Here is an 18,257-nt window from a genome sequence, read left to right on the forward strand (position 1 = left end):
CGAAGGGATCAGTTAGTTTCACGCGCTCGACTTGCATGTATTAGGCACGCCGCCAGCGTTCGTCCTGAGCCAGGATCAAACTCTCAAATTAAGTTTGAATTGCTCAATAGTTGTTGTCGAAAGAATTGCTTCTTTCGTAGTATTGCATAAATTCGCTTGGCGTTTTGTTCAGTTTTCAAAGAACAACTTGTCTGTTTTTATTAACAGCAACTTTTAAATCATAACATGCTGGTATGTTAAAGTCAACATGTTTTTTAAAAAGTTTTTTAGTTTTTTTGTTTCGCCGCTTTGTTTTGGCGACATATATTAATATATCATGGATAAAATCATAATGCAATACTTATTTGAAAGATTTTTTAAAAAATCTTTCAAAGCATAAAAAATAGGAAACATACAGAAAGAGAATCCTTCTTTCTCTACATCTCCTTGTTTAATTTCTTCTTATTAAAGAAAAATTAAAACCCTAAAATAAAATATTCAATTGCAGCAAGAGCCGCTAGACCAGGAATACCTAATAGACCTGAAACCGAGGCTGTCGCCAAATTAATTGGGATATGCAGGTTAACAAGTGTACCAAAAGCATTTAAAAAGAACAACAATAATGCACCAATCATTAATTTAATAACGCCTTGTCCCGTCCATTGCAGCGGTTTAATAGGTGCACCAATTAATAGTAACAAAAAAATAAGACCAGCAAACAGTGAAATAATAAAGATAGCATCCACAAATTCTCCTCCTTTCATTTATCCTTATTAACTTTTTTGTTAAATATATATGAATGAAAACACAAAAAAGAAGCCTTACTTTAGGCTTCTCCCAGATACTTGTCTTTTTTTCGCTTCTTTTAATAAAAAGAAATACTTTGCTTCGGCTAAACGAAGTTCATGAAGGACAGATTCAGATGGTTCAAAGCTTTGTTCAACAAACTTCTTCTTATTCATCCATTCGAACTTTAGCTGTTCTAGTGTTTGAAGAAGCCGCTCATTTCCCTCTTTACGAAGTTTACCTTTGCGAAAGAACATATTCTGTCCTCCCATTCTTATAGTTCGCGACGGCCTTCAAGTGCTCTTGATAATGTTACTTCATCAGCGTACTCTAAATCACCACCAACAGGAAGTCCGTGCGCAATTCTCGTAATTTTAATACCAGTCGGTTTCACAAGGCGGGCAATATACATCGCTGTTGCCTCACCTTCTATATTTGGATCGGTTGCTAAAATTAATTCCTGTACAGTCTCATCTTGAAGTCTCTTTAATAACTCAGGAACCTTAATATCCTCTGGACCAATCCCGTCTACAGGTGAAATTGCTCCATGAAGTACATGGTAAAGGCCGCGATATTCCTTCATTTTTTCCATGGCATTTACATCTTTTGCGTCCTGTACAATACAAATAACAGATCGATCTCGACTAGAATCATCACAAATAAAGCAAGGATCTTTATCGGTAATATTGTGGCAGACTGAGCAATTTGTCAACTGCCGCTTCGCATTAACAAGCGCTTTACCAAACTCAAGAACATGCTCTTCTTTCATATCTAACACGAAAAAAGCCAGACGAACGGCCGTTTTCGGTCCAATTCCTGGCAATTTCATAAAACTATCAATTAACTTTGAAATTGGTTCAGGGTAATGCACCTTAGATTCCCCCTAAAATAGTCCAGGTATATTCATTCCTTGTGTAAACTTACCCATATCTTTTGAAACAAGCTCATCAACCTTTTTAAGTGCATCATTCATTGCTGCTAATACAAGGTCTTGAAGCATTTCAACATCATCTGGATCGACAGCTTCTTGATCAATCTTAATATCAAGAATTTCTTTATGACCATTTGCCGTAATTTTCACCATACCGCCGCCAGCTGTTCCTTCAACTGTTTTTTCCTTTAATTGTTCCTGCGCTTTTGCCATGTCTTTCTGCATTTTTTGGACTTGCTTCATCATACCACCCATATTGCCCATGTTTCTTTTCATTTAAATTTCCTCCTTTATATGATTAATCTTGAATTTCAATTAATTCTTCACCAAAAAGTTTCTTTGCTTCAGAGATCAAAGGGTCCTCTTGCTTCTCTGTAAGTATTTGTTCACTCTCTTCACTATCATGTTGATTTTTTATATATGAACTTTTTACTGCCTGCCAGTCTTCTTCTAAAATTGTCAGCATCGCTAACTGCTTTCCTAATACATTGGTAAGCACATTTTCAAGGGTACTGCGAATATTGTCTTTTAAAGCCATTTGACTGTGCAGTTCATATTGAAAGGATAAGACAAACGTATCATCTGAACAAGCAACTGGTTGACTGTCTTTTAACCATGCGTGTGCTGAAACTTTTTCTTGACGAATGCGCTCCATCACATCGCCCCATACACTTCGGAGACGGTTTAAGTCCTGCTTTGTTGCTTTTTTGAGCATCTCCCGAATGCGGCCTGAAGACTGCTGTTTTTTTATTGCAGGGTTGAAGGCTCGCTGTGGTTTCGGCTCTGCTGTCGTTTCTTCTCTTACAGAAACACCATTCTCTTTTAGTGAAGCAATTTCCTTCTCTAAATTGTTAATTCTATCAAGAAGTGCTGCATCTGTCCCTATATTTCCTTGCTGCTTGGGCGCACCTTCTCCTTGACAAATCTTCACTAAAGAAAGCTCTAAGAAAATCCGAGGATGATTGGTCCATTTCATTTCCTGCTGACTGCGGTTTAATATTTCAATGATATAATAAATCCATTCTTTTGAAATAGTATTTGCAATCTCTTGAAATTGTTCATCAACTTTAGCACGGTCCATCACTTCTTCAAGCTTTGGCGCTGTTTGGTATAGTAATATATCGCGGTAATAATAGATCAAATCTTCTAAAAAGCGCGTCGGATCTTTTCCATGTTCCATTAACTGCTCTACCGCTTTAAGGGCAGTGATAACATCTTGATCCAAAAAAGCTTTCGCCACCCGTGATAAAAACTGCTGGGAAACCATTCCCGTTACAGCTAATACATCATCGACTGTTACAGATTGCTCACTATATGAAATTACTTGGTCAAGAATGCTTAATGCATCACGCATGCCGCCTTCTGCAGCGCGGGCTACCATATATAAGGCCTCACGTTCTACCACAACTTCTTGAGCATTAATGATATGTTCCATGCGGCTTACGATCGCTTCAATAGTAATTCTTCTAAAATCAAAGCGCTGACAGCGTGAAATGATAGTAAGTGGTATTTTATGCGGTTCAGTTGTCGCTAAAATAAAAATAACATGCGGTGGCGGCTCCTCAAGCGTTTTTAACAATGCGTTAAACGCCCCTGTTGTTAACATGTGAACTTCATCGATAATATAGACCTTATATGGTACAGAACTAGGTGCGTATTTTACTTTATCACGAATATCACGAATTTCATCAACACCATTATTTGAAGCAGCATCAATTTCAATCACATCAGAAAGTGACCCGTCTTTAATTCCCCGACAAGCATCACACTCATTACAAGGCTCCTCAATAGGCGCTTTTTCACAGTTAATCGCTTTTGCAATAATTTTTGCTGCACTTGTTTTTCCTGTTCCTCGAGGTCCTGTAAAAAGGTAGGCATGGGATAGTTTCTGCTGCATAATCGCATTTTGCAATGTTTTTGTAATATGTTCTTGACCAACCACATCTTTAAACTGCTGTGGTCTCCACACTCGGTAAAGTGCTTGGTAACTCATCCCATCCCCCCTTTTGCTAATTCTTTATTCATTATACCGATTCACAGCTTATATTTCAAAACAATATAAGCATAAAGAAAACTCGGCAGCTACCAAGTTATAAATTTTAATAGTATGAAAAAAACTCACTCATTACGAGTGAGTTATCTTTTATATAACTGCCGTGCACCTTCTGTCGATAAAGCCAACCCAAGCGTTACCTAAGCAGTTAGCTCGATCCAGGCAACCCTACGGCACACGGATGGGCTCACTTACTGCTGCTTCCTTCCGGACCTGACAGGGTTCATGAGTGTCCGTTGCGTAGGACCCGAATGTCAACACCACTTACTTAGGGCAGGCCTCACGTTGACTAAACCTCGAGAAGGGATTCAGCCCCGCTGCAGCGGATTGCGAGTACAGGGCACCGCTACCTCCCCGCCTAGCACGACAAAGTTGATAACATAAATTTGTGATGCGCCTTTAGCGCACTTCTTAGTATACAGACTTCAGCTCTAAAAAGCAAGAAAATCAGACTGTTAGTTTTTGTAAAATGAGAGAATACTGTATTCTATATAACAATAGAAATATAACATATTCACTACTGGCTTTCAAACATTTCATTTTCTTTTCTCTGTTGTCTTTTTTGCTCTTTTTTACGCCTACGCAGTTCTTTAAAAAAACAGCTTAATAACTCCCCGCATTCCTCTGCCATGACCCCTTTTACAACTTCTGCTTGATGATTAAACCGTTCTTCTTCCAATAGGTTCATTAAGGTGCCTGCACAGCCACCTTTTGGGTCTGATGCTCCGTATACAACTCGATCAATTCTCGAAAGTACAATTGCCCCTGAGCACATTGCGCAAGGTTCAAGTGTGACATATAGTGTACAGTCCGTAAGACGCCATGTTCCTGAAACTTCACACGCTTTATCAATTGCTAAAAGCTCTGCATGGGCAACAGCACGCTGCCCGCTTTCTCTTAAGTTGTATGCAGAAGAGAGAAGTTCGCCATTTTTTACAATAACAGCTCCAATTGGGACTTCTCCAATTTCTTCTGCTTTTTTTGCTTCAGCAATCGCCTGCTTCATCCAATATTCATCATGTTTGTTCATTTAATGCCCCCATTATGGTTTCTTTCATTAATATAGCTTACTTCTTTAAAAAATGCACACCCCTCCATACCTACTAAAGATAATTCTTTTACTTAAAGACGAAAGAATAAAACTACAGATTAGGCAAAAAATATTTCATAATACACCAAGAGGGAGCATAAAAATGAGGTTTCGAAAAGATAAGTCAAAAAGAAAGCAATTTTTTAAATGGTCTTCTTCTAATCTTGAGGAAGAAAAAAGCAAGATAGAAAATTCTAATTCGAAGCCCCTGCATACTCATCTACTCGAAAATTTAGCTGAGATACGCAGGGCATTAGGTCACAGCAATGACCTTGTTATAAGAAAGTTTCGTATTGGAAAAGAAGGAAAGATATGCGGCGGGGCTGTGTATATCGATGGATTAGTTGATAAAGATTTAGTTCATGAAATGTTAGATTCCTTTATGTACAACATGCGCAATGTCGAGATAACTGTTCCAAATGATGAATTTATTTGTACCTTTGATGAAATGGCACTCGCAAACGGCGAAACGATGGCGCTTGATAACTTTAATGCTCTTTATGATATCCTTTTATCTGGTGATACTATCTTTCTATTTGATGAATGCAAAAAGAGTATTGCAACTGCAACAAAAGGATGGGATCACCGCAGTGTCAGCGAGCCAACCTCACAAATTGTCGTTCGCGGTCCTCAAGAAGCCTTTACAGAAACATTACGTACGAATACTGCTCTCATTAGAAGAAAAATTAAAGATCCAAACCTTTGGATAGAAGCCCGGAAAATCGGCAGCCGCACCAAAACAGATATAGCCGTTATGTATATTAAAGATATTGCAGATGAAAATGTTGTCCAAGAAATACATCGACGTCTTGATGAAATTGAAATTGACGCCATTTTGGAAAGTGGATATATCGAAGAATTAATTCAAGACGAAGCCTTCACACCCTTTCCTACAATATATAATTCGGAAAGACCTGATTCAATTGCAGCAGGTTTATTAGAAGGACGTGTTGCTATTCTTGTAGATGGGACACCATTTGTTTTATTAGTACCGGCTTTATTTACACAGTTTTTGCAATCAGCAGAAGATTATTATCACCGTTCAGATTTTGGATTACTAAGAATGCTTCGGCTTGTTGCAATGTTTATTTCTCTATTAGCGCCATCTCTTTACATTGCCGTTACAACCTTTCACCAAGAAATGCTTCAAACAACGCTATTAATCAGCATTGCTGCCCAACGTGAAGGAATTCCATTTCCCGCCTTTATTGAAGCACTGCTCATGGAATTTACATTTGAAATTTTACGAGAAGCCGGAGTACGAATGCCCCGAGCTGTTGGTTCAGCTATTTCAATTGTTGGGGCACTCGTACTGGGGGAAGCAGCCGTACAAGCTGGACTAGTGTCGCCAGCGATGGTTATCGTTGTGTCTATTACTGCCATCTCAAGTTTTATTTTCCCTGTCTTTTCATTAAGCATCCCTATTCGCATGCTGCGCTTTGCATTAATGGGTCTTGCTGCATCATTTGGCTTATTTGGTATTATTGTTGGACTTATTGCCCTTGTGCTTCACTTATCAAGCTTAAAATCATTTGGTGTTCCCTATTTGTCCCCCATGGCACCAATGAATTTTAAAGATCAAAAAGACACATTTTTCCGGTTTCCAATTTGGGATTTAAACACCCGACCTCACTTAATTGGTGCAAAAAATTATGTGCGGGGGCGAAATAAAGCACCTAAAAAGCAGGGAAAATCAACAGATCATACAGAAAATAATAATAATCAAGGAGGCTCCTCATAATGTGGCCTATCATTGGAATACTTGCTGCTGGAATCATGATAAGTGCTATTGAGATACCTCCTCTTCTTAAACAGAAGCAAAAAAAAGAACTAATTACCTTTTCTATACTGCTTCTTTTTGCTATCAGCTTAAGCATTGCCGAAAGTCTGCGTCTTCCCATTCCAAATCCATTAGATTGGATTACAACCATTTATCAACCGATAAGCGATTTTACTTACAGCCTTTTAGAATAGGAAGAGAGAAGGATTGCCCAATAGGATGAAGGTATGATTGGGCAATCCTCTTTTTTATAGTAAATCAATAAGCATAAATCTTGTATTTTCTAAAGCTTGAATAGTTAAAGAAACTTGGTTTGTCATACGGGCTCCTGCTATCATTGTTATAATGAACTTCTAAACATCAGAGCTAGTTTATGTAATCATAAGATATACACTTAATTTTTCCGATTAACTATAAAAAAGAAGCAGAATCAACACTGCTCCCTTTCTATTATTTTCTATTAAAAAATTAGTGAAATCCAGTAATATAATACAACGAGTGTAAACAATAATGTTGGCGGAATAACGATAAGGGTTACTTTTAAATATTTCCCCCACGTCATTTTAACCTGCCCTTTTTTTAAAAGATGCATCCAAATTAACGTAGCGAGCGTACCAATCGGTAAAAGTAAGGAGCCGATATCACTGCCGATTACGTTTGCTAAATAAGCAAGCTTTAATGTAAGGGGATCAAGATTCATGTTTGTAATTGTAAGGGTTCCAATCATTAAGGCTGGGTGATTATTAAACAGATTAGATAAGATAGACATTAATGTTCCCATCATAATACTTGCATGAAGTAAACTCCCAGATACAATTGGCTCAAGAAGTGTAGTTAACCAACTTGTTAAACCGATATTATGCAGCCCATAAATAATAACATACATACTAAACGCAAAGAGAAGAATATGCCAAGGAGTTTTTTTGATCATATCATTAGGCGGAATTTTTAAATAAACCCACCGCCAACCTAGTAAAACAATTGATCCAATAACAGCCATTAATTCAACTGGAATTTGAAAGTAAGATGCGGCAAAAAGACTAAGTCTGACTGCGAATACAAAAATAAGGATGTTACGCATCAGTTTTGAGGAATTTTTACTTTCAAATAACTTTCCAGAACTCTTTAGGGGATGATGAATCGGTTGTTTAGAAAAATCTTTATAAAATTCATGCAGCGTATTTGGAATCTTTTTCGGTAAGATACGGTAGAAATTTGCAAACAATAGTAAAGCTAAAACGACTAAACCTAATGTAGCGGGTACAAACATCATAATGGAGTGTGCATAAAGGTCCATGCCTACAATTTTTAATGCAATTAAGTTTACAATATTACTTACTCCAATCGGTGCACTAGAAGCAGTAGCAATTAAGGCACCTGATAATAAGTAAGGGATTTTTTGATAATTTTTAAGACCTAAGTTATGAAGAACCATTAATAGAATAGGTGTTGTAATTAAAATACTGCCATCATTATTAAAGAAAAGGGTCATAAGAAAGCAGAGAAGATTTGTATACCAAAAAAGGCGTATCCCTGATCCTTTCGCCTTTTTTATTAGTATTTTTGCAACCCAATTAAAGAAACCAAAGCTTTCTAATACAATTGCCATTACAATAGTGGCCATAATTGTAATAGCGGCGCCGCTAATTGTCGAAGCAATAATAACAAGGTCGGATAATGAAACACTTCCACTAATAATGACGACGGCAGCACCAACTGTCGCTGGGATTGCTTCATTAATATGCGGCTGGAGGAAAATAAAAAGAATTGTACCAATAAAAGAGAAAATTGTAAGGGGAATCATCAATTGAGAGAAAACGTCCATGTAGTTTGAAATACCTCCCTATCATTTGTCTTAATAAGCAATCTGTACCATATGTATATGTACAATGACTTTTGTAAGCTAGCTACATCAGCCTATCTTCTATTAAATTCCACTATTATCTACTAGCGGCATGTGCCCCTCAATGTTAGATGCCTACTTGTCAGCAATCTTTTTTTCATAATAGAAATTTATCTTAAATATCGGGCATGAAAATATATCGTTATTAAAGTTCCATATTGTTTATAGAGATTTATCATAAAAAATAATTGCACAGCCCGGAAAATACTTCTATTTTCTGTTTGCCGTTAACTTGTGCTACAATAAAGCTTGTGTGTTTTTTGGAAAGTATTCAACGGCTTGTACAGTTGAGGAGGAAAATTATGAATACAACACTATTTATCGCTGTTGAAGGGCCTATTGGGATAGGAAAAACATCGCTCGCAAAAGCTATTTCTGAACATTATCAATTCGCCCTTTTTGAGGAAATCGTTGAGGAAAATCCATTTTTAGGAAATTTTTATGAAAATATTGAAGAGTGGAGCTTTCAAACAGAAATGTTTTTTCTATGCCATCGCTTTAAACAGCTTGAAGACATAGATGAACAGTTTTTAAAGGAAAAAAAAGCCGTGGTTGCGGATTATCATATTTTTAAAAATCAAATTTTTGCCGGCCAAACCTTACGATCGGAACATTTTAAAAAATATATGGCTATTTATGAGATTTTAACAGCTAATATGCCAAAGCCTAATATAATTATTTATTTAACGGCAAGCATAGAGACGATTATGGAACGCATTTCAATGCGTGGACGGGAAATTGAAAAACAAATCGATCCCGCCTATTTAATGAAGCTTTCACAAAACTATGATCATTTTATAGCAGAATTTGAACGTCTGCATCCTAACATTCCAGTGCTTCGCTTTAATGGAGATGAACTTGATTTTGTTGCAAATGAAAAAGACCTTTCTTTCATCTTCTCACACCTAGAAAAGAGTTTATAAAAAGGAGAATGACTGCTATGAAATTATCACGAAATTACGATATTCCAAAGGATGCGGTTATTACAATTGCCGGGACGGTTGGGGTTGGAAAGTCTACCATGACAAATGCGTTAAGCAGAGCGCTTCAATTTCGTACCTCTATGGAAAAAGTCGTTGATAATCCTTATTTAGAGCAATTTTATAATAATTTTGAACGATGGAGCTTTCATTTACAAATTTACTTTTTAGCAGAACGATTTAAAGAGCAAAAGCGTATTTTTGAATATGGCGGCGGCTTTATTCAAGATCGTTCGATTTATGAAGATACAGGTATTTTTGCAAAAATGCATGTTGAAAAAGGAACCATGTCAAAAATAGATTATGAAACATATCGAGGCTTATTTGATGCGATGGTCATGACACCTTACTTTCCTCACCCTGATCTGCTCATTTACTTAGAGGGCTCTCTTCCAAGCATTCTTTCACGTATTCAAGAGCGGGGACGAAATATGGAAAAACAAACTCCCATTACTTACTGGGAAGAAATGCATGAGCGCTACGAAAAGTGGATCAATCAATTTAATGCCTGTCCTGTGCTCCGTTTAAACATTAATGACTATGACCTCGTAAAAAATCCTGCCTCTGTTGAAAAGATTTTAGAAAAAATCGAACAAAAGTTTAAACAGGCGAAAAAGTTAAAAGCATAAAGAAAAACCCGCATGCTTCAGCGGGTTTTTTCTAATAAAAAATCGCTCCTTAAAGGCAGCGATTGAAATTCTTATGTATGGCGGAGGAAGAGGGATTCGAACCCCCGCGAGCCGTGAAGCCCCTGTCGGTTTTCAAGACCGATCCCTTCAGCCGGACTTGGGTATTCCTCCATTTATAAAGCAATATTGTTCGACAAAAATTAGTCTATCATATAGGAAGTATAACGTCAATGCAGTATTTAAAAAATAAATATATTATCAAATGAAAAAGGCGGAAGAAATCACTCTTTCGCCTTTTTACATTCGTTATGGTTTAATAACTTCTTTTCCACCCATATACGGGCGAAGTACTTCAGGAATAACAACAGATCCGTCTTCCTGCTGATAATTTTCTAAAATCGCAGCAACCGTACGGCCAAGAGCAAGCCCAGAACCATTTAATGTATGAACAAACTCAGGTTTTCCATTTGCCTCGCGGCGGAAACGAATTCCCGCACGGCGTGCTTGGAAATCTTCAAAATTACTGCAAGAAGAAATCTCACGATACGTATTATAGCTTGGAATCCATACTTCAATATCATATTTCTTTGCTGCTGTAAAACCGAGATCTGCTGTACACATGCTCATTACGCGATAAGGCAGTCTTAGAAGCTGCAGGACTTTTTCAGCATGTCCTGTTAACCCTTCAAGTTCCTTATAAGAATCTTCAGGTTTCACAAAACGAACAAGCTCTACTTTATTAAATTGATGTTGGCGAATTAACCCACGTGTATCTCGCCCTGCAGATCCTGCTTCAGAACGAAAACAAGCACTAAATGCCGTATAGGCAAGCGGCAAGTCTTCTGCTTGAAGAATTTCATCGCGATGCATATTCGTCACAGGTACTTCTGCTGTTGGAATTAAGAAATAATCTTCTTCGCGAATTTTAAATGCATCCTCTTCAAATTTTGGAAGCTGTCCTGTTCCTGTCATACTCGTACGATTAACTAAATAAGGAGGAAGCACTTCTACATATCCATGCTCATCTTCATGTAAGTCCATCATAAAATTCATTAAGGCCCGTTCTAATCTTGCACCTAACCCTTTATAAAAAACAAAGCGGCTTCCCGTTACTTTTGCAGCACGTTCAAAGTCTAATATGCCAAGATCTACTGCAACATCCCAGTGCGGCTTTGGCTTAAAAGTAAATGCCCGAATTTCGCCCCATTTACGAGCCTCAACATTATCATCTTCCGTTTCACCAATCGGTACACTCTCATGAGGAATGTTTGGAATGTGAAGTAAAATCGTATTCAATTCTTCTTCTACTTGAGTTAATTCTGTATCAAATGCTTTAATCTTATCGCCTACTTCACGCATTTCTGTAATCGCTGATTGTGCGTCTTGTTTTGCACGCTTCATTTCAGCGATTTGTTTTGATACTTCATTACGTTTTTGCTTTAAGCTTTCTGTTTCACTAATTAACTCACGTCTTCTTTCATCTAATTCTTCAAAGCGATCTAATCCAACAAGTTCTTCGCCTCGATGTTTTAATTTTTCCTTTACTTCTTGAAAATTGTTTCTTAATACTTTAATATCCAACATATATTTTTCCTCCTTAAACATCTTTTCTTTTAAAAAAACAATAAAAAACTCTCGTCCCTATAAAAGGGACGAGAGTTACCCGCGTTGCCACCCTAGTTGCAGAATAGAATCTGCCACTTTTCATTGATAACGGCTTTCCTGCCGAAAGTACCTACTTAAAGATTTTGTTCAGCACTTTGCTCAGGGACGGATTCATAAAACCTTTTGACCGATTTTCACCAGCCACCGGCTCTCTATACAAAAGAATTTTATTACTGCTTCCCTTCAACACTGTTTCAACTATTTGTTAGTATCTCATAATTTACCTGATTTTACTGTTCAATGCAAGTTTTTTTAGATTCTTCAACCATTTCAACAAAATATTGATGGAAACGAGCATCATCCGTTAATTCTGGATGAAAGGCACATGCTAAGAAACGACCTTGACGCGCTGCAACAATACGGTCATTAAATGATGCAAGCACTTCTACATTTTCATCAACTTCTGAAATATATGGAGCACGAATAAATACACCGATAAATTCTTCTTCTAAACCTTTAATTTTTAACGGTGCTTCAAAGCTTTCACGTTGGCGTCCAAATGCATTACGTTTAGCCGTTACATCCATAAAGGCTAAATGTGTAAGATCTTGCCCCTCAATACGCTTCGATAATAAAATCAATCCTGCACATGTACCAAATACAGGTTTGCCAGAAGCACCAAATTGTTGAAGCGGCTCTAAAAAATTATACTTATCAATGAGACGACGCATTGTTGTACTTTCTCCACCTGGGATCACAAGTCCATCTAATCCTTCTAGTTCTTCTACTCGTTTTACAACAACCGTCTCCGCACCGGAAGCCTCTAATGATTTTACATGTTCCCGAACAGCACCTTGAAGTCCAAGTACGCCAATTTTAACCATGGTTAATCTCGCCTTTCTTACATGAAAGTATAACTTTCTTGATGTTTTTCTTAAAAACCGCGTTCCTGCATACGCTGCTCAGCCGCGATTGAAGAAATTTCTACGCCTTTCATTGCACCGCCAAGCCCTTTTGAAAGGTGGGCAATTAATTCATAATCTTGATAGTGTGTTGTTGCTTCCACAATCGCTTTTGCATATTTTTCAGGATTTTCTGATTTAAAGATACCAGAACCTACAAATACACCGTCAGAGCCAAGCTCCATCATAAGCGCCGCATCTGCTGGTGTTGCCACACCACCTGCTGCAAAGTTTACGACTGGAAGACGTCCTAATTCTCTTACTTGAAGTAAAAGCTCATATGGCGCTTGAAGGTCTCTTGCTTCTACCATTAACTCATCTTGGCTCATACCAACCACTTTACGAATTTGTGATTGGATAATGCGCATATGACGAACCGCTTCAACAACATTTCCTGTCCCTGGCTCACCTTTTGTACGAAGCATTGATGCACCTTCACCAATTCGACGAAGCGCTTCTCCTAAGTTACGTGCACCACATACGAATGGTACTGTAAATTTGTTCTTATCAAGATGGAATTCTTCATCAGCTGGTGTTAATACTTCACTTTCATCAATATAGTCTACACCAAGTGATTCTAATACACGCGCTTCAACAATATGGCCAATACGAGCTTTTGCCATTACCGGGATTGATACCGCATTTACTACTTCTTCCACGATTGTTGGATCTGCCATACGGGCTACACCGCCTGCTGCGCGAATATCAGCAGGAACACGCTCAAGTGCCATTACAGCTACCGCTCCAGCTTCTTCTGCGATTTTAGCTTGCTCAGCGTTAATAACATCCATAATAACGCCGCCTTTTTGCATTTCGGCCATTCCACGCTTTACACGTTCTGTACCAGTTTGTTGAGACATTATTTATTCCTCCTAGCTGTTGTTTTCATTTATTGTACGGAATTTTCAAGAAAGTAACAATAACTTTATCCATTCCCATTAAACGTATATATTGTAACATTTTTTCGAAAAATGTCCTATTAGTTTATTAGCAAATTATAAGAAATTATCTTAATTTTAACTTTTATTTAATGGGAAAGAAGAAAGTTAGAAAAGGCAACTGCTTTCATTTTTATAACTCTTTCTTTATCTTTACCTATTTATGAATTATTTATAGGATAGTCTTATTGAACGGTACCTTTAATTAAAAAACGTTTCGATTAAAATCGAAACGTTTCATGAAAGGTGTTTTAAAATATTCCTTTTACCGCATCCGCTATACTTGTCCAAATACTCGCGAAAAATCCTCCAATTGCTCGCATTGTAAGCACAAACCAGTTTGCTTTTTCAACAGCTTGTGTTGTAACAATATCTACAGAAGGGCCATTCATCTCTTCTGCTATATAGCCATAATCATTTTCGCCCTTATAAGAAAGAGTAACTGTACCTACTTTATCACCCTTTTGAATTGGCGCAACAAGTGCACCGTCTTTAAGTAATGATTCATCTAATTTGTATGTTGGTTCGTACAGTTCTTTATCGCCTTGTTTAATAACCATTTCTAATGCATTTTTTGTTTCAACAGATACCGTACCTTCTTTTCCTTTCACAACAGGAATTGTTGATTCTTCTTTAAATTGATAACCCTCTTCAAGAATTGTAACTTTTTCAAATTGATTAAAGCCATAATCTAATAATTTCTCTGTTTCTTTAAAGCGGGCATATTGACTGCTTGTTTTCATAACAACAGAAATAAGGCGCATATTACCTTTTTTAGCCGTGCCGGTAAAACAATAACCAGCTAAGTTTGTTGAACCAGTTTTTAAGCCGTCCAACCCTTCATAATCATTTACATCTGTGCGCGTAATTCCAGGTAACATCCAATTCCAATTTTCCATCTTAATTGGACCATTTGTTGTACCTTTTGTCCAATCCTTATAGGCAATACTTGCTGTTTCAAGTACTTCCGGGTAATCATTCAGCAGCTTATAAGCTAAATTTGCTGTGGAGCGAGCCGACATTAAATTTTCTTCTGTGGCGTCACCTGCTGGATGATCACCAAATAAATCACTATTATTTAAACCCGTAGAGTTTACAAATTTATAATCCTTCATTCCAAGGACTTTTGCTTTTTCATTCATCATTTCTACAAACTTTGCTTCCGATCCAGCAACAAGCTCTGCTAAGGCAATTGTTGCGCCATTAGCAGAATAAATGGCCATTGCTTGATAAAGCTCCTCTACTGTATAAGTTAGGTTTGTTAGAAGCGGAACATTTGATAATGCTGTATCTTGGGAAACTTTTTGTGCATATTCACTTACTGATACTTCTTGATCCCATGTAATTTTTTTATTTACAATTGCCTCTAGTACAAGGTATTCTGTCATCATTTTTGTCATACTTGCAGGTGAAAGCACTGTATCTGGATTTTTTTCATACAATACTTTCCCTGTTTCTGCATCAATTAAGATTGCTGCTTCTGCATTTAAATCAAGCGCTCCAGCTGCCTGTGCTGAAGTAACAGTACTAAAAAAACTTGTCAACATGATCACTGCAGCAAGCAAACAAATCATGTTCTTTTTTATTTGTAATTTCAACCGTTACACCTCCATTTTTCTCACATAACCGATATTTTACCATATCTTTAATCAAAAAAATAGATAGAGGAAAGTCCTCTATCTATTAGCAGCTAATATAAGCGTTTATACCTATATATGCGGTAATTTTTATAAGAAATTTATACAGAATAGTTCGGTGCTTCTTTTGTAATATGCACATCGTGCGGGTGGCTCTCACGAAGTCCTGCCCCTGTAATACGTGTAAATTGAGCATAGTCACGAAGATCGTCCACTGAAGCTGTACCACAATACCCCATTCCAGCACGCAGTCCGCCGATTAACTGATGCATTGTATCTGCAAGTGGGCCTTTATAAGGAACACGTCCTTCAATACCTTCTGGAACAAGCTTTTTGTTATTTTCTTGGAAATAACGATCACTGCTTCCTCGCTCCATCGCCCCAACTGAGCCCATGCCGCGATATACTTTAAATTGACGGCCTTGGAAGATTTCACGATCTCCTGGCGCTTCTTCAACACCTGCAAGAATACTTCCAAGCATAACAGCATGTCCCCCAGCAGCAAGTGCCTTCACAACATCACCTGAATATTTAATACCGCCATCAGCAATAATTGGCACATTATGTTTTCTTGCTTCTGTAGCACAGTCATAGACAGCTGTAATCTGCGGAACCCCTACTCCTGCAACAACACGAGTTGTGCAAATTGAACCAGGTCCAATTCCTACTTTTACAATGTTTGCTCCTGCCTCAATAAGGTCGCGCGTTGCTTCTGCAGTAGCCACATTTCCAGCAATAATATCAAGGTCTGGATACTGATTGCGCACTTCACGTACTTTTTCTAATACACCAGCAGAATGTCCGTGTGCTGTATCAATAACAATAACATCTACGCCCGCTTCAACTAATTTTTCAATACGTTTTAACGCGTCTGCTGTTACTCCAACAGCTGCTCCAACTAGGAGACGGCCCTGCGTATCTTTTGAAGCATTTGGAAACTCAACTAATTTTTCAATATCTTTAATCGTAATAAGACCTTTTAACGTACCATCCGGATCCACAAGAGGCAGCTTCTCAATTTTATACTGCTGTAAGATGCGCTCTGCTTCTTTTAAAGTTGTGCCTACAGGTGCTGTAACAAGATTGTCTTTTGTCATGACTTCTTCAATTTTAATAGAATAATCCTCAATAAAACGAAGGTCACGATTTGTAATAATACCAACAAGCTTACGATTTTCATCCACAATTGGCACACCAGAAATACGGTATTTACCCATTAAATGCTCTGCGTCAAATACTTGATTTTCTTTTGTTAAATAGAAAGGATTTGTAATAACGCCACTTTCAGATCGCTTTACACGATCAACATTTTCAGCTTGTGCTTCAATTGACATGTTTTTATGAATAATACCTAAACCACCTTGACGGGCAATCGCAATCGCCATCTTTGCCTCTGTTACAGTATCCATTCCAGCACTAATAACAGGAATATTCAATTGAATCTTCTCAGATAATTTTGTTTTTACTGAAACTTCACGAGGTAAAATAGAGGACTTTGCTGGAATTAATAAGACATCATCAAAGGTTAAGCTTTCTTTAGCAAATTTTGTTTCCCACACAGTACGTTCCACCCTTTCTTTTTGTAAATAACGCTAAATATTATTAGTAGCTTATCAATTGGTTAAAATACTGTCAAGAAGGCAAGAATAAGTTTGATTTTTCTAAATTATCGGAGTGATTTATAATGAAAGAAAATATTCATATATGGGAAAAATTCCTGCATTATCAATCAGCACCCTATGTCCAAAAGTTTCTGTCTAACTGCTATAAAAACAGCGGAGAAAAAGATGCAGATTCAAAAAGCTATGAAAACTGCTATCCATTTATTTATTATGTAAAGCATGCTAAAAATTATTATCAGCTTGCCAAAAACTCTCCATCTGAAATAAAACCAGTCCTTTTATTCTATGGAATGATTCAGTTAATTAAAGGTTGTTTGTTAACAGTTGATCCAAACTATCCAGAAAGCACTCATGTTTTAGCCCATGGAGTCTCAACAAGAAAACGCAAAAAAAGAAATTACTCTTTTATGAGTGATGAAGTAAAGATTCAAAAAAACGGCTTATTTAGTCACTTTTCTACTAAAATGTTTCACGTGGAACAACTTTCGATTGATCGCTTTAAAATGGATACTCTTTTAGCTAGAATACCTGAAATGAATGAAACATTTCACTTTCTTAATAAGCAGTCAAAGTTACATGAAATAACCTTTTTAGAAGAAAAGACGGTTTCTATTCCAATTCATATTCTTGATGATTTTAAAATGACTTTTGAGCGGTTTAAAGACTTTTTTCAAGCCTATACGAAAGTAAAAATTGAAAATATACAGCACAACAAAAAAGAAATGATTATTACTGTGAAGAAACAGCTCGATCCTTTTCACTGCGCTCCATTTTATTATCATCACTTAGAAAGCTATTATGTACCAAAGCAAAAAGAACAGTTTATTTATATTGATGAAGTGATGGTTCATTATTTAATTCTTTATAATTTAAGCATGATTTGCCGTTATGAAACAGAGTGGTGGAACGAACTGTTTCATACATACAGCAGCAATGATTACCCCTTTATTGAACGCTTTCTTACGGTTACAGCTTATAAAATTCCTGATTTGCTGTTATTTTTCTTACATCAACAAAGGGAATAAGGAGAACGATAGTGATTTATCCACATACTTATACACATTATACACAGAAAACCCTCTTAGAGAATCGATTCTCTAAGAGGGTTTAAGTTGCCCAGCAGCGTCCTACTCTCACAGGGGGAGAGCCCCCAACTACCATCGGCGCTGAAGAGCTTAACTTCCGTGTTCGGCATGGGAACGGGTGTGACCTCTTCGCTATCGCCACTAGACATATGATTTTTATGAGTTATTCTCTCAAAACTAGATAACAACGACTTCCGACGCACAAGGATGTGCTAGCTTCGATGTTGTCACAGGACGTGACGCTTTTAATCGAAGTTCCAATGTTTTTTAGGTTAAG

At 37.3% G+C, this 18,257-nt stretch carries 17 protein-coding genes, 1 tRNA gene, 2 rRNA genes, 1 other RNA gene and 1 other annotated feature; of the genes, 5 read left to right on the top strand and 16 right to left on the bottom strand.

Annotation, left to right across the window (positions count from 1 at the left end; translation table 11 throughout):
- The 8 genes from DS031_RS22720 to tadA all read right to left on the bottom strand — a co-directional run.
- Window positions 1-91: ribosomal RNA gene (locus DS031_RS22720) — 16S ribosomal RNA — on the bottom strand; the annotation flags it as partial.
- Between the two features lie 364 nt (window positions 92-455).
- The gene (locus tag DS031_RS22725; protein ID WP_113808457.1) at window positions 456-725 is read right to left on the bottom strand and encodes a pro-sigmaK processing inhibitor BofA family protein; all 270 of its coding nucleotides are present in this window, start codon (window positions 723-725) and stop codon (window positions 456-458) included.
- A gap of 75 nt (window positions 726-800) precedes the next feature.
- Complete coding sequence (locus DS031_RS22730) at window positions 801-1,022, bottom strand: YaaL family protein (RefSeq protein WP_113808458.1); 222 nt, start codon at window positions 1,020-1,022, stop codon at window positions 801-803.
- Window positions 1,023-1,039: 17 nt separating this feature from the next.
- The gene (gene recR, locus DS031_RS22735) at window positions 1,040-1,636 is read right to left on the bottom strand and encodes a recombination mediator RecR (protein WP_113808459.1); all 597 of its coding nucleotides are present in this window, start codon (window positions 1,634-1,636) and stop codon (window positions 1,040-1,042) included.
- 12 nt (window positions 1,637-1,648) lie between these two features.
- A complete protein-coding gene (locus DS031_RS22740; RefSeq protein ID WP_113808460.1) occupies window positions 1,649-1,972 on the bottom strand; it encodes a YbaB/EbfC family nucleoid-associated protein in 324 nt (107 codons plus the stop codon).
- Window positions 1,973-1,994: 22 nt separating this feature from the next.
- On the bottom strand, window positions 1,995-3,689 hold the full coding sequence (gene dnaX / locus DS031_RS22745; RefSeq protein WP_113808461.1) for a DNA polymerase III subunit gamma/tau: 1,695 nt from the start codon (window positions 3,687-3,689) through the stop codon (window positions 1,995-1,997).
- 161 nt (window positions 3,690-3,850) lie between these two features.
- Window positions 3,851-4,116, bottom strand: an RNA gene (ffs, locus tag DS031_RS22750) — signal recognition particle sRNA large type.
- Between the two features lie 150 nt (window positions 4,117-4,266).
- Window positions 4,267-4,779, bottom strand: coding sequence for a tRNA adenosine(34) deaminase TadA (tadA, locus tag DS031_RS22755; protein WP_113808462.1), 513 nt, complete (start codon window positions 4,777-4,779; stop codon window positions 4,267-4,269).
- Between the two features lie 163 nt (window positions 4,780-4,942).
- Here tadA and DS031_RS22760 point away from each other — a divergent pair, with 163 nt between their 5' ends.
- Window positions 4,943-6,580, top strand: a complete 1,638-nt coding sequence (locus DS031_RS22760; protein WP_113808463.1) for a spore germination protein — start codon at window positions 4,943-4,945, stop codon at window positions 6,578-6,580.
- Window positions 6,580-6,813: a hypothetical protein gene (locus tag DS031_RS22765; RefSeq protein ID WP_113808464.1), complete on the top strand. Its 234-nt coding sequence runs from the start codon at window positions 6,580-6,582 to the stop codon at window positions 6,811-6,813. Before DS031_RS22760 ends, DS031_RS22765 begins: the two co-directional genes overlap by 1 nt.
- 266 nt (window positions 6,814-7,079) lie before the next feature.
- Here DS031_RS22765 and DS031_RS22770 read toward each other — a convergent pair whose 3' ends face one another.
- On the bottom strand, window positions 7,080-8,444 hold the full coding sequence (locus tag DS031_RS22770) for an arsenic transporter (RefSeq protein WP_245947626.1): 1,365 nt from the start codon (window positions 8,442-8,444) through the stop codon (window positions 7,080-7,082).
- Between the two features lie 380 nt (window positions 8,445-8,824).
- On the opposite strand from DS031_RS22770, the gene DS031_RS22775 reads away from it, so the two are divergent.
- The gene (locus DS031_RS22775) at window positions 8,825-9,445 is read left to right on the top strand and encodes a deoxynucleoside kinase (RefSeq protein WP_113808465.1); all 621 of its coding nucleotides are present in this window, start codon (window positions 8,825-8,827) and stop codon (window positions 9,443-9,445) included.
- 17 nt (window positions 9,446-9,462) lie between these two features.
- Complete coding sequence (locus tag DS031_RS22780) at window positions 9,463-10,131, top strand: deoxynucleoside kinase (protein ID WP_113808466.1); 669 nt, start codon at window positions 9,463-9,465, stop codon at window positions 10,129-10,131.
- Between the two features lie 78 nt (window positions 10,132-10,209).
- Here the strand turns inward: DS031_RS22780 and DS031_RS22785 are convergent.
- The 6 genes from DS031_RS22785 to guaB all read right to left on the bottom strand — a co-directional run bounded on the left by DS031_RS22785 (window position 10,210) and on the right by guaB (window position 16,832).
- A tRNA-Ser gene (locus DS031_RS22785) sits at window positions 10,210-10,302 on the bottom strand.
- A gap of 135 nt (window positions 10,303-10,437) precedes the next feature.
- Window positions 10,438-11,715 carry a serine--tRNA ligase gene (gene serS / locus DS031_RS22790; RefSeq protein WP_113808467.1) on the bottom strand — a complete coding sequence of 426 codons (1,278 nt, stop codon included), beginning with the start codon at window positions 11,713-11,715 and terminating at the stop codon, window positions 10,438-10,440.
- 61 nt (window positions 11,716-11,776) lie between these two features.
- Window positions 11,777-11,992, bottom strand: a binding site (T-box leader).
- A 34-nt stretch (window positions 11,993-12,026) separates the two neighbouring features.
- Window positions 12,027-12,620, bottom strand: a complete 594-nt coding sequence (pdxT, locus tag DS031_RS22795; protein WP_113808468.1) for a pyridoxal 5'-phosphate synthase glutaminase subunit PdxT — start codon at window positions 12,618-12,620, stop codon at window positions 12,027-12,029.
- A 50-nt stretch (window positions 12,621-12,670) separates the two neighbouring features.
- Window positions 12,671-13,558 (bottom strand): pyridoxal 5'-phosphate synthase lyase subunit PdxS, encoded by an 888-nt coding sequence (pdxS, locus tag DS031_RS22800; protein ID WP_113808469.1) that lies wholly within the window; start codon window positions 13,556-13,558, stop codon window positions 12,671-12,673.
- Window positions 13,559-13,887: 329 nt separating this feature from the next.
- Window positions 13,888-15,210, bottom strand: a complete 1,323-nt coding sequence (locus tag DS031_RS22805; protein ID WP_113808473.1) for a D-alanyl-D-alanine carboxypeptidase family protein — start codon at window positions 15,208-15,210, stop codon at window positions 13,888-13,890.
- 164 nt (window positions 15,211-15,374) lie between these two features.
- The gene (gene guaB, locus DS031_RS22810; protein WP_113808470.1) at window positions 15,375-16,832 is read right to left on the bottom strand and encodes an IMP dehydrogenase; all 1,458 of its coding nucleotides are present in this window, start codon (window positions 16,830-16,832) and stop codon (window positions 15,375-15,377) included.
- Window positions 16,833-16,957: 125 nt separating this feature from the next.
- Here guaB and DS031_RS22815 point away from each other — a divergent pair, with 125 nt between their 5' ends.
- A complete protein-coding gene (locus DS031_RS22815; RefSeq protein WP_113808471.1) occupies window positions 16,958-17,920 on the top strand; it encodes a YaaC family protein in 963 nt (320 codons plus the stop codon).
- Between the two features lie 89 nt (window positions 17,921-18,009).
- Here the strand turns inward: DS031_RS22815 and rrf are convergent.
- Window positions 18,010-18,126 (bottom strand): 5S ribosomal RNA (gene rrf / locus DS031_RS22820).
- Between the last annotated feature and the right edge of the window lie 131 nt (window positions 18,127-18,257).

Origin of the sequence: Bacillus taeanensis (assembly GCF_003318295.1) — a bacterium.
Classification (GTDB): domain Bacteria; phylum Bacillota; class Bacilli; order Bacillales; family UBA6769; genus Maribacillus; species Maribacillus taeanensis.

What these genes read in the sequence shown, in the direction of transcription:
- serS (WP_113808467.1), bottom strand. Translation starts at nt 11,715, where the DNA reads ATGTTGGATATTAAAGTATTAAGAAACAATTTTCAAGAAGTAAAGGAA.
- DS031_RS22740 (WP_113808460.1), bottom strand. Translation starts at nt 1,972, where the DNA reads ATGAAAAGAAACATGGGCAATATGGGTGGTATGATGAAGCAAGTCCAA.
- pdxT (WP_113808468.1), bottom strand. Translation starts at nt 12,620, where the DNA reads ATGGTTAAAATTGGCGTACTTGGACTTCAAGGTGCTGTTCGGGAACAT.
- dnaX (WP_113808461.1), bottom strand. Translation starts at nt 3,689, where the DNA reads ATGAGTTACCAAGCACTTTACCGAGTGTGGAGACCACAGCAGTTTAAA.
- DS031_RS22815 (WP_113808471.1), top strand. Translation starts at nt 16,958, where the DNA reads ATGAAAGAAAATATTCATATATGGGAAAAATTCCTGCATTATCAATCA.
- DS031_RS22770 (WP_245947626.1), bottom strand. Translation starts at nt 8,444, where the DNA reads ATGGACGTTTTCTCTCAATTGATGATTCCCCTTACAATTTTCTCTTTT.
- DS031_RS22760 (WP_113808463.1), top strand. Translation starts at nt 4,943, where the DNA reads ATGAGGTTTCGAAAAGATAAGTCAAAAAGAAAGCAATTTTTTAAATGG.
- tadA (WP_113808462.1), bottom strand. Translation starts at nt 4,779, where the DNA reads ATGAACAAACATGATGAATATTGGATGAAGCAGGCGATTGCTGAAGCA.
- DS031_RS22730 (WP_113808458.1), bottom strand. Translation starts at nt 1,022, where the DNA reads ATGTTCTTTCGCAAAGGTAAACTTCGTAAAGAGGGAAATGAGCGGCTT.
- DS031_RS22780 (WP_113808466.1), top strand. Translation starts at nt 9,463, where the DNA reads ATGAAATTATCACGAAATTACGATATTCCAAAGGATGCGGTTATTACA.
- DS031_RS22805 (WP_113808473.1), bottom strand. Translation starts at nt 15,210, where the DNA reads ATGATTTGTTTGCTTGCTGCAGTGATCATGTTGACAAGTTTTTTTAGT.
- pdxS (WP_113808469.1), bottom strand. Translation starts at nt 13,558, where the DNA reads ATGTCTCAACAAACTGGTACAGAACGTGTAAAGCGTGGAATGGCCGAA.
- DS031_RS22775 (WP_113808465.1), top strand. Translation starts at nt 8,825, where the DNA reads ATGAATACAACACTATTTATCGCTGTTGAAGGGCCTATTGGGATAGGA.
- DS031_RS22765 (WP_113808464.1), top strand. Translation starts at nt 6,580, where the DNA reads ATGTGGCCTATCATTGGAATACTTGCTGCTGGAATCATGATAAGTGCT.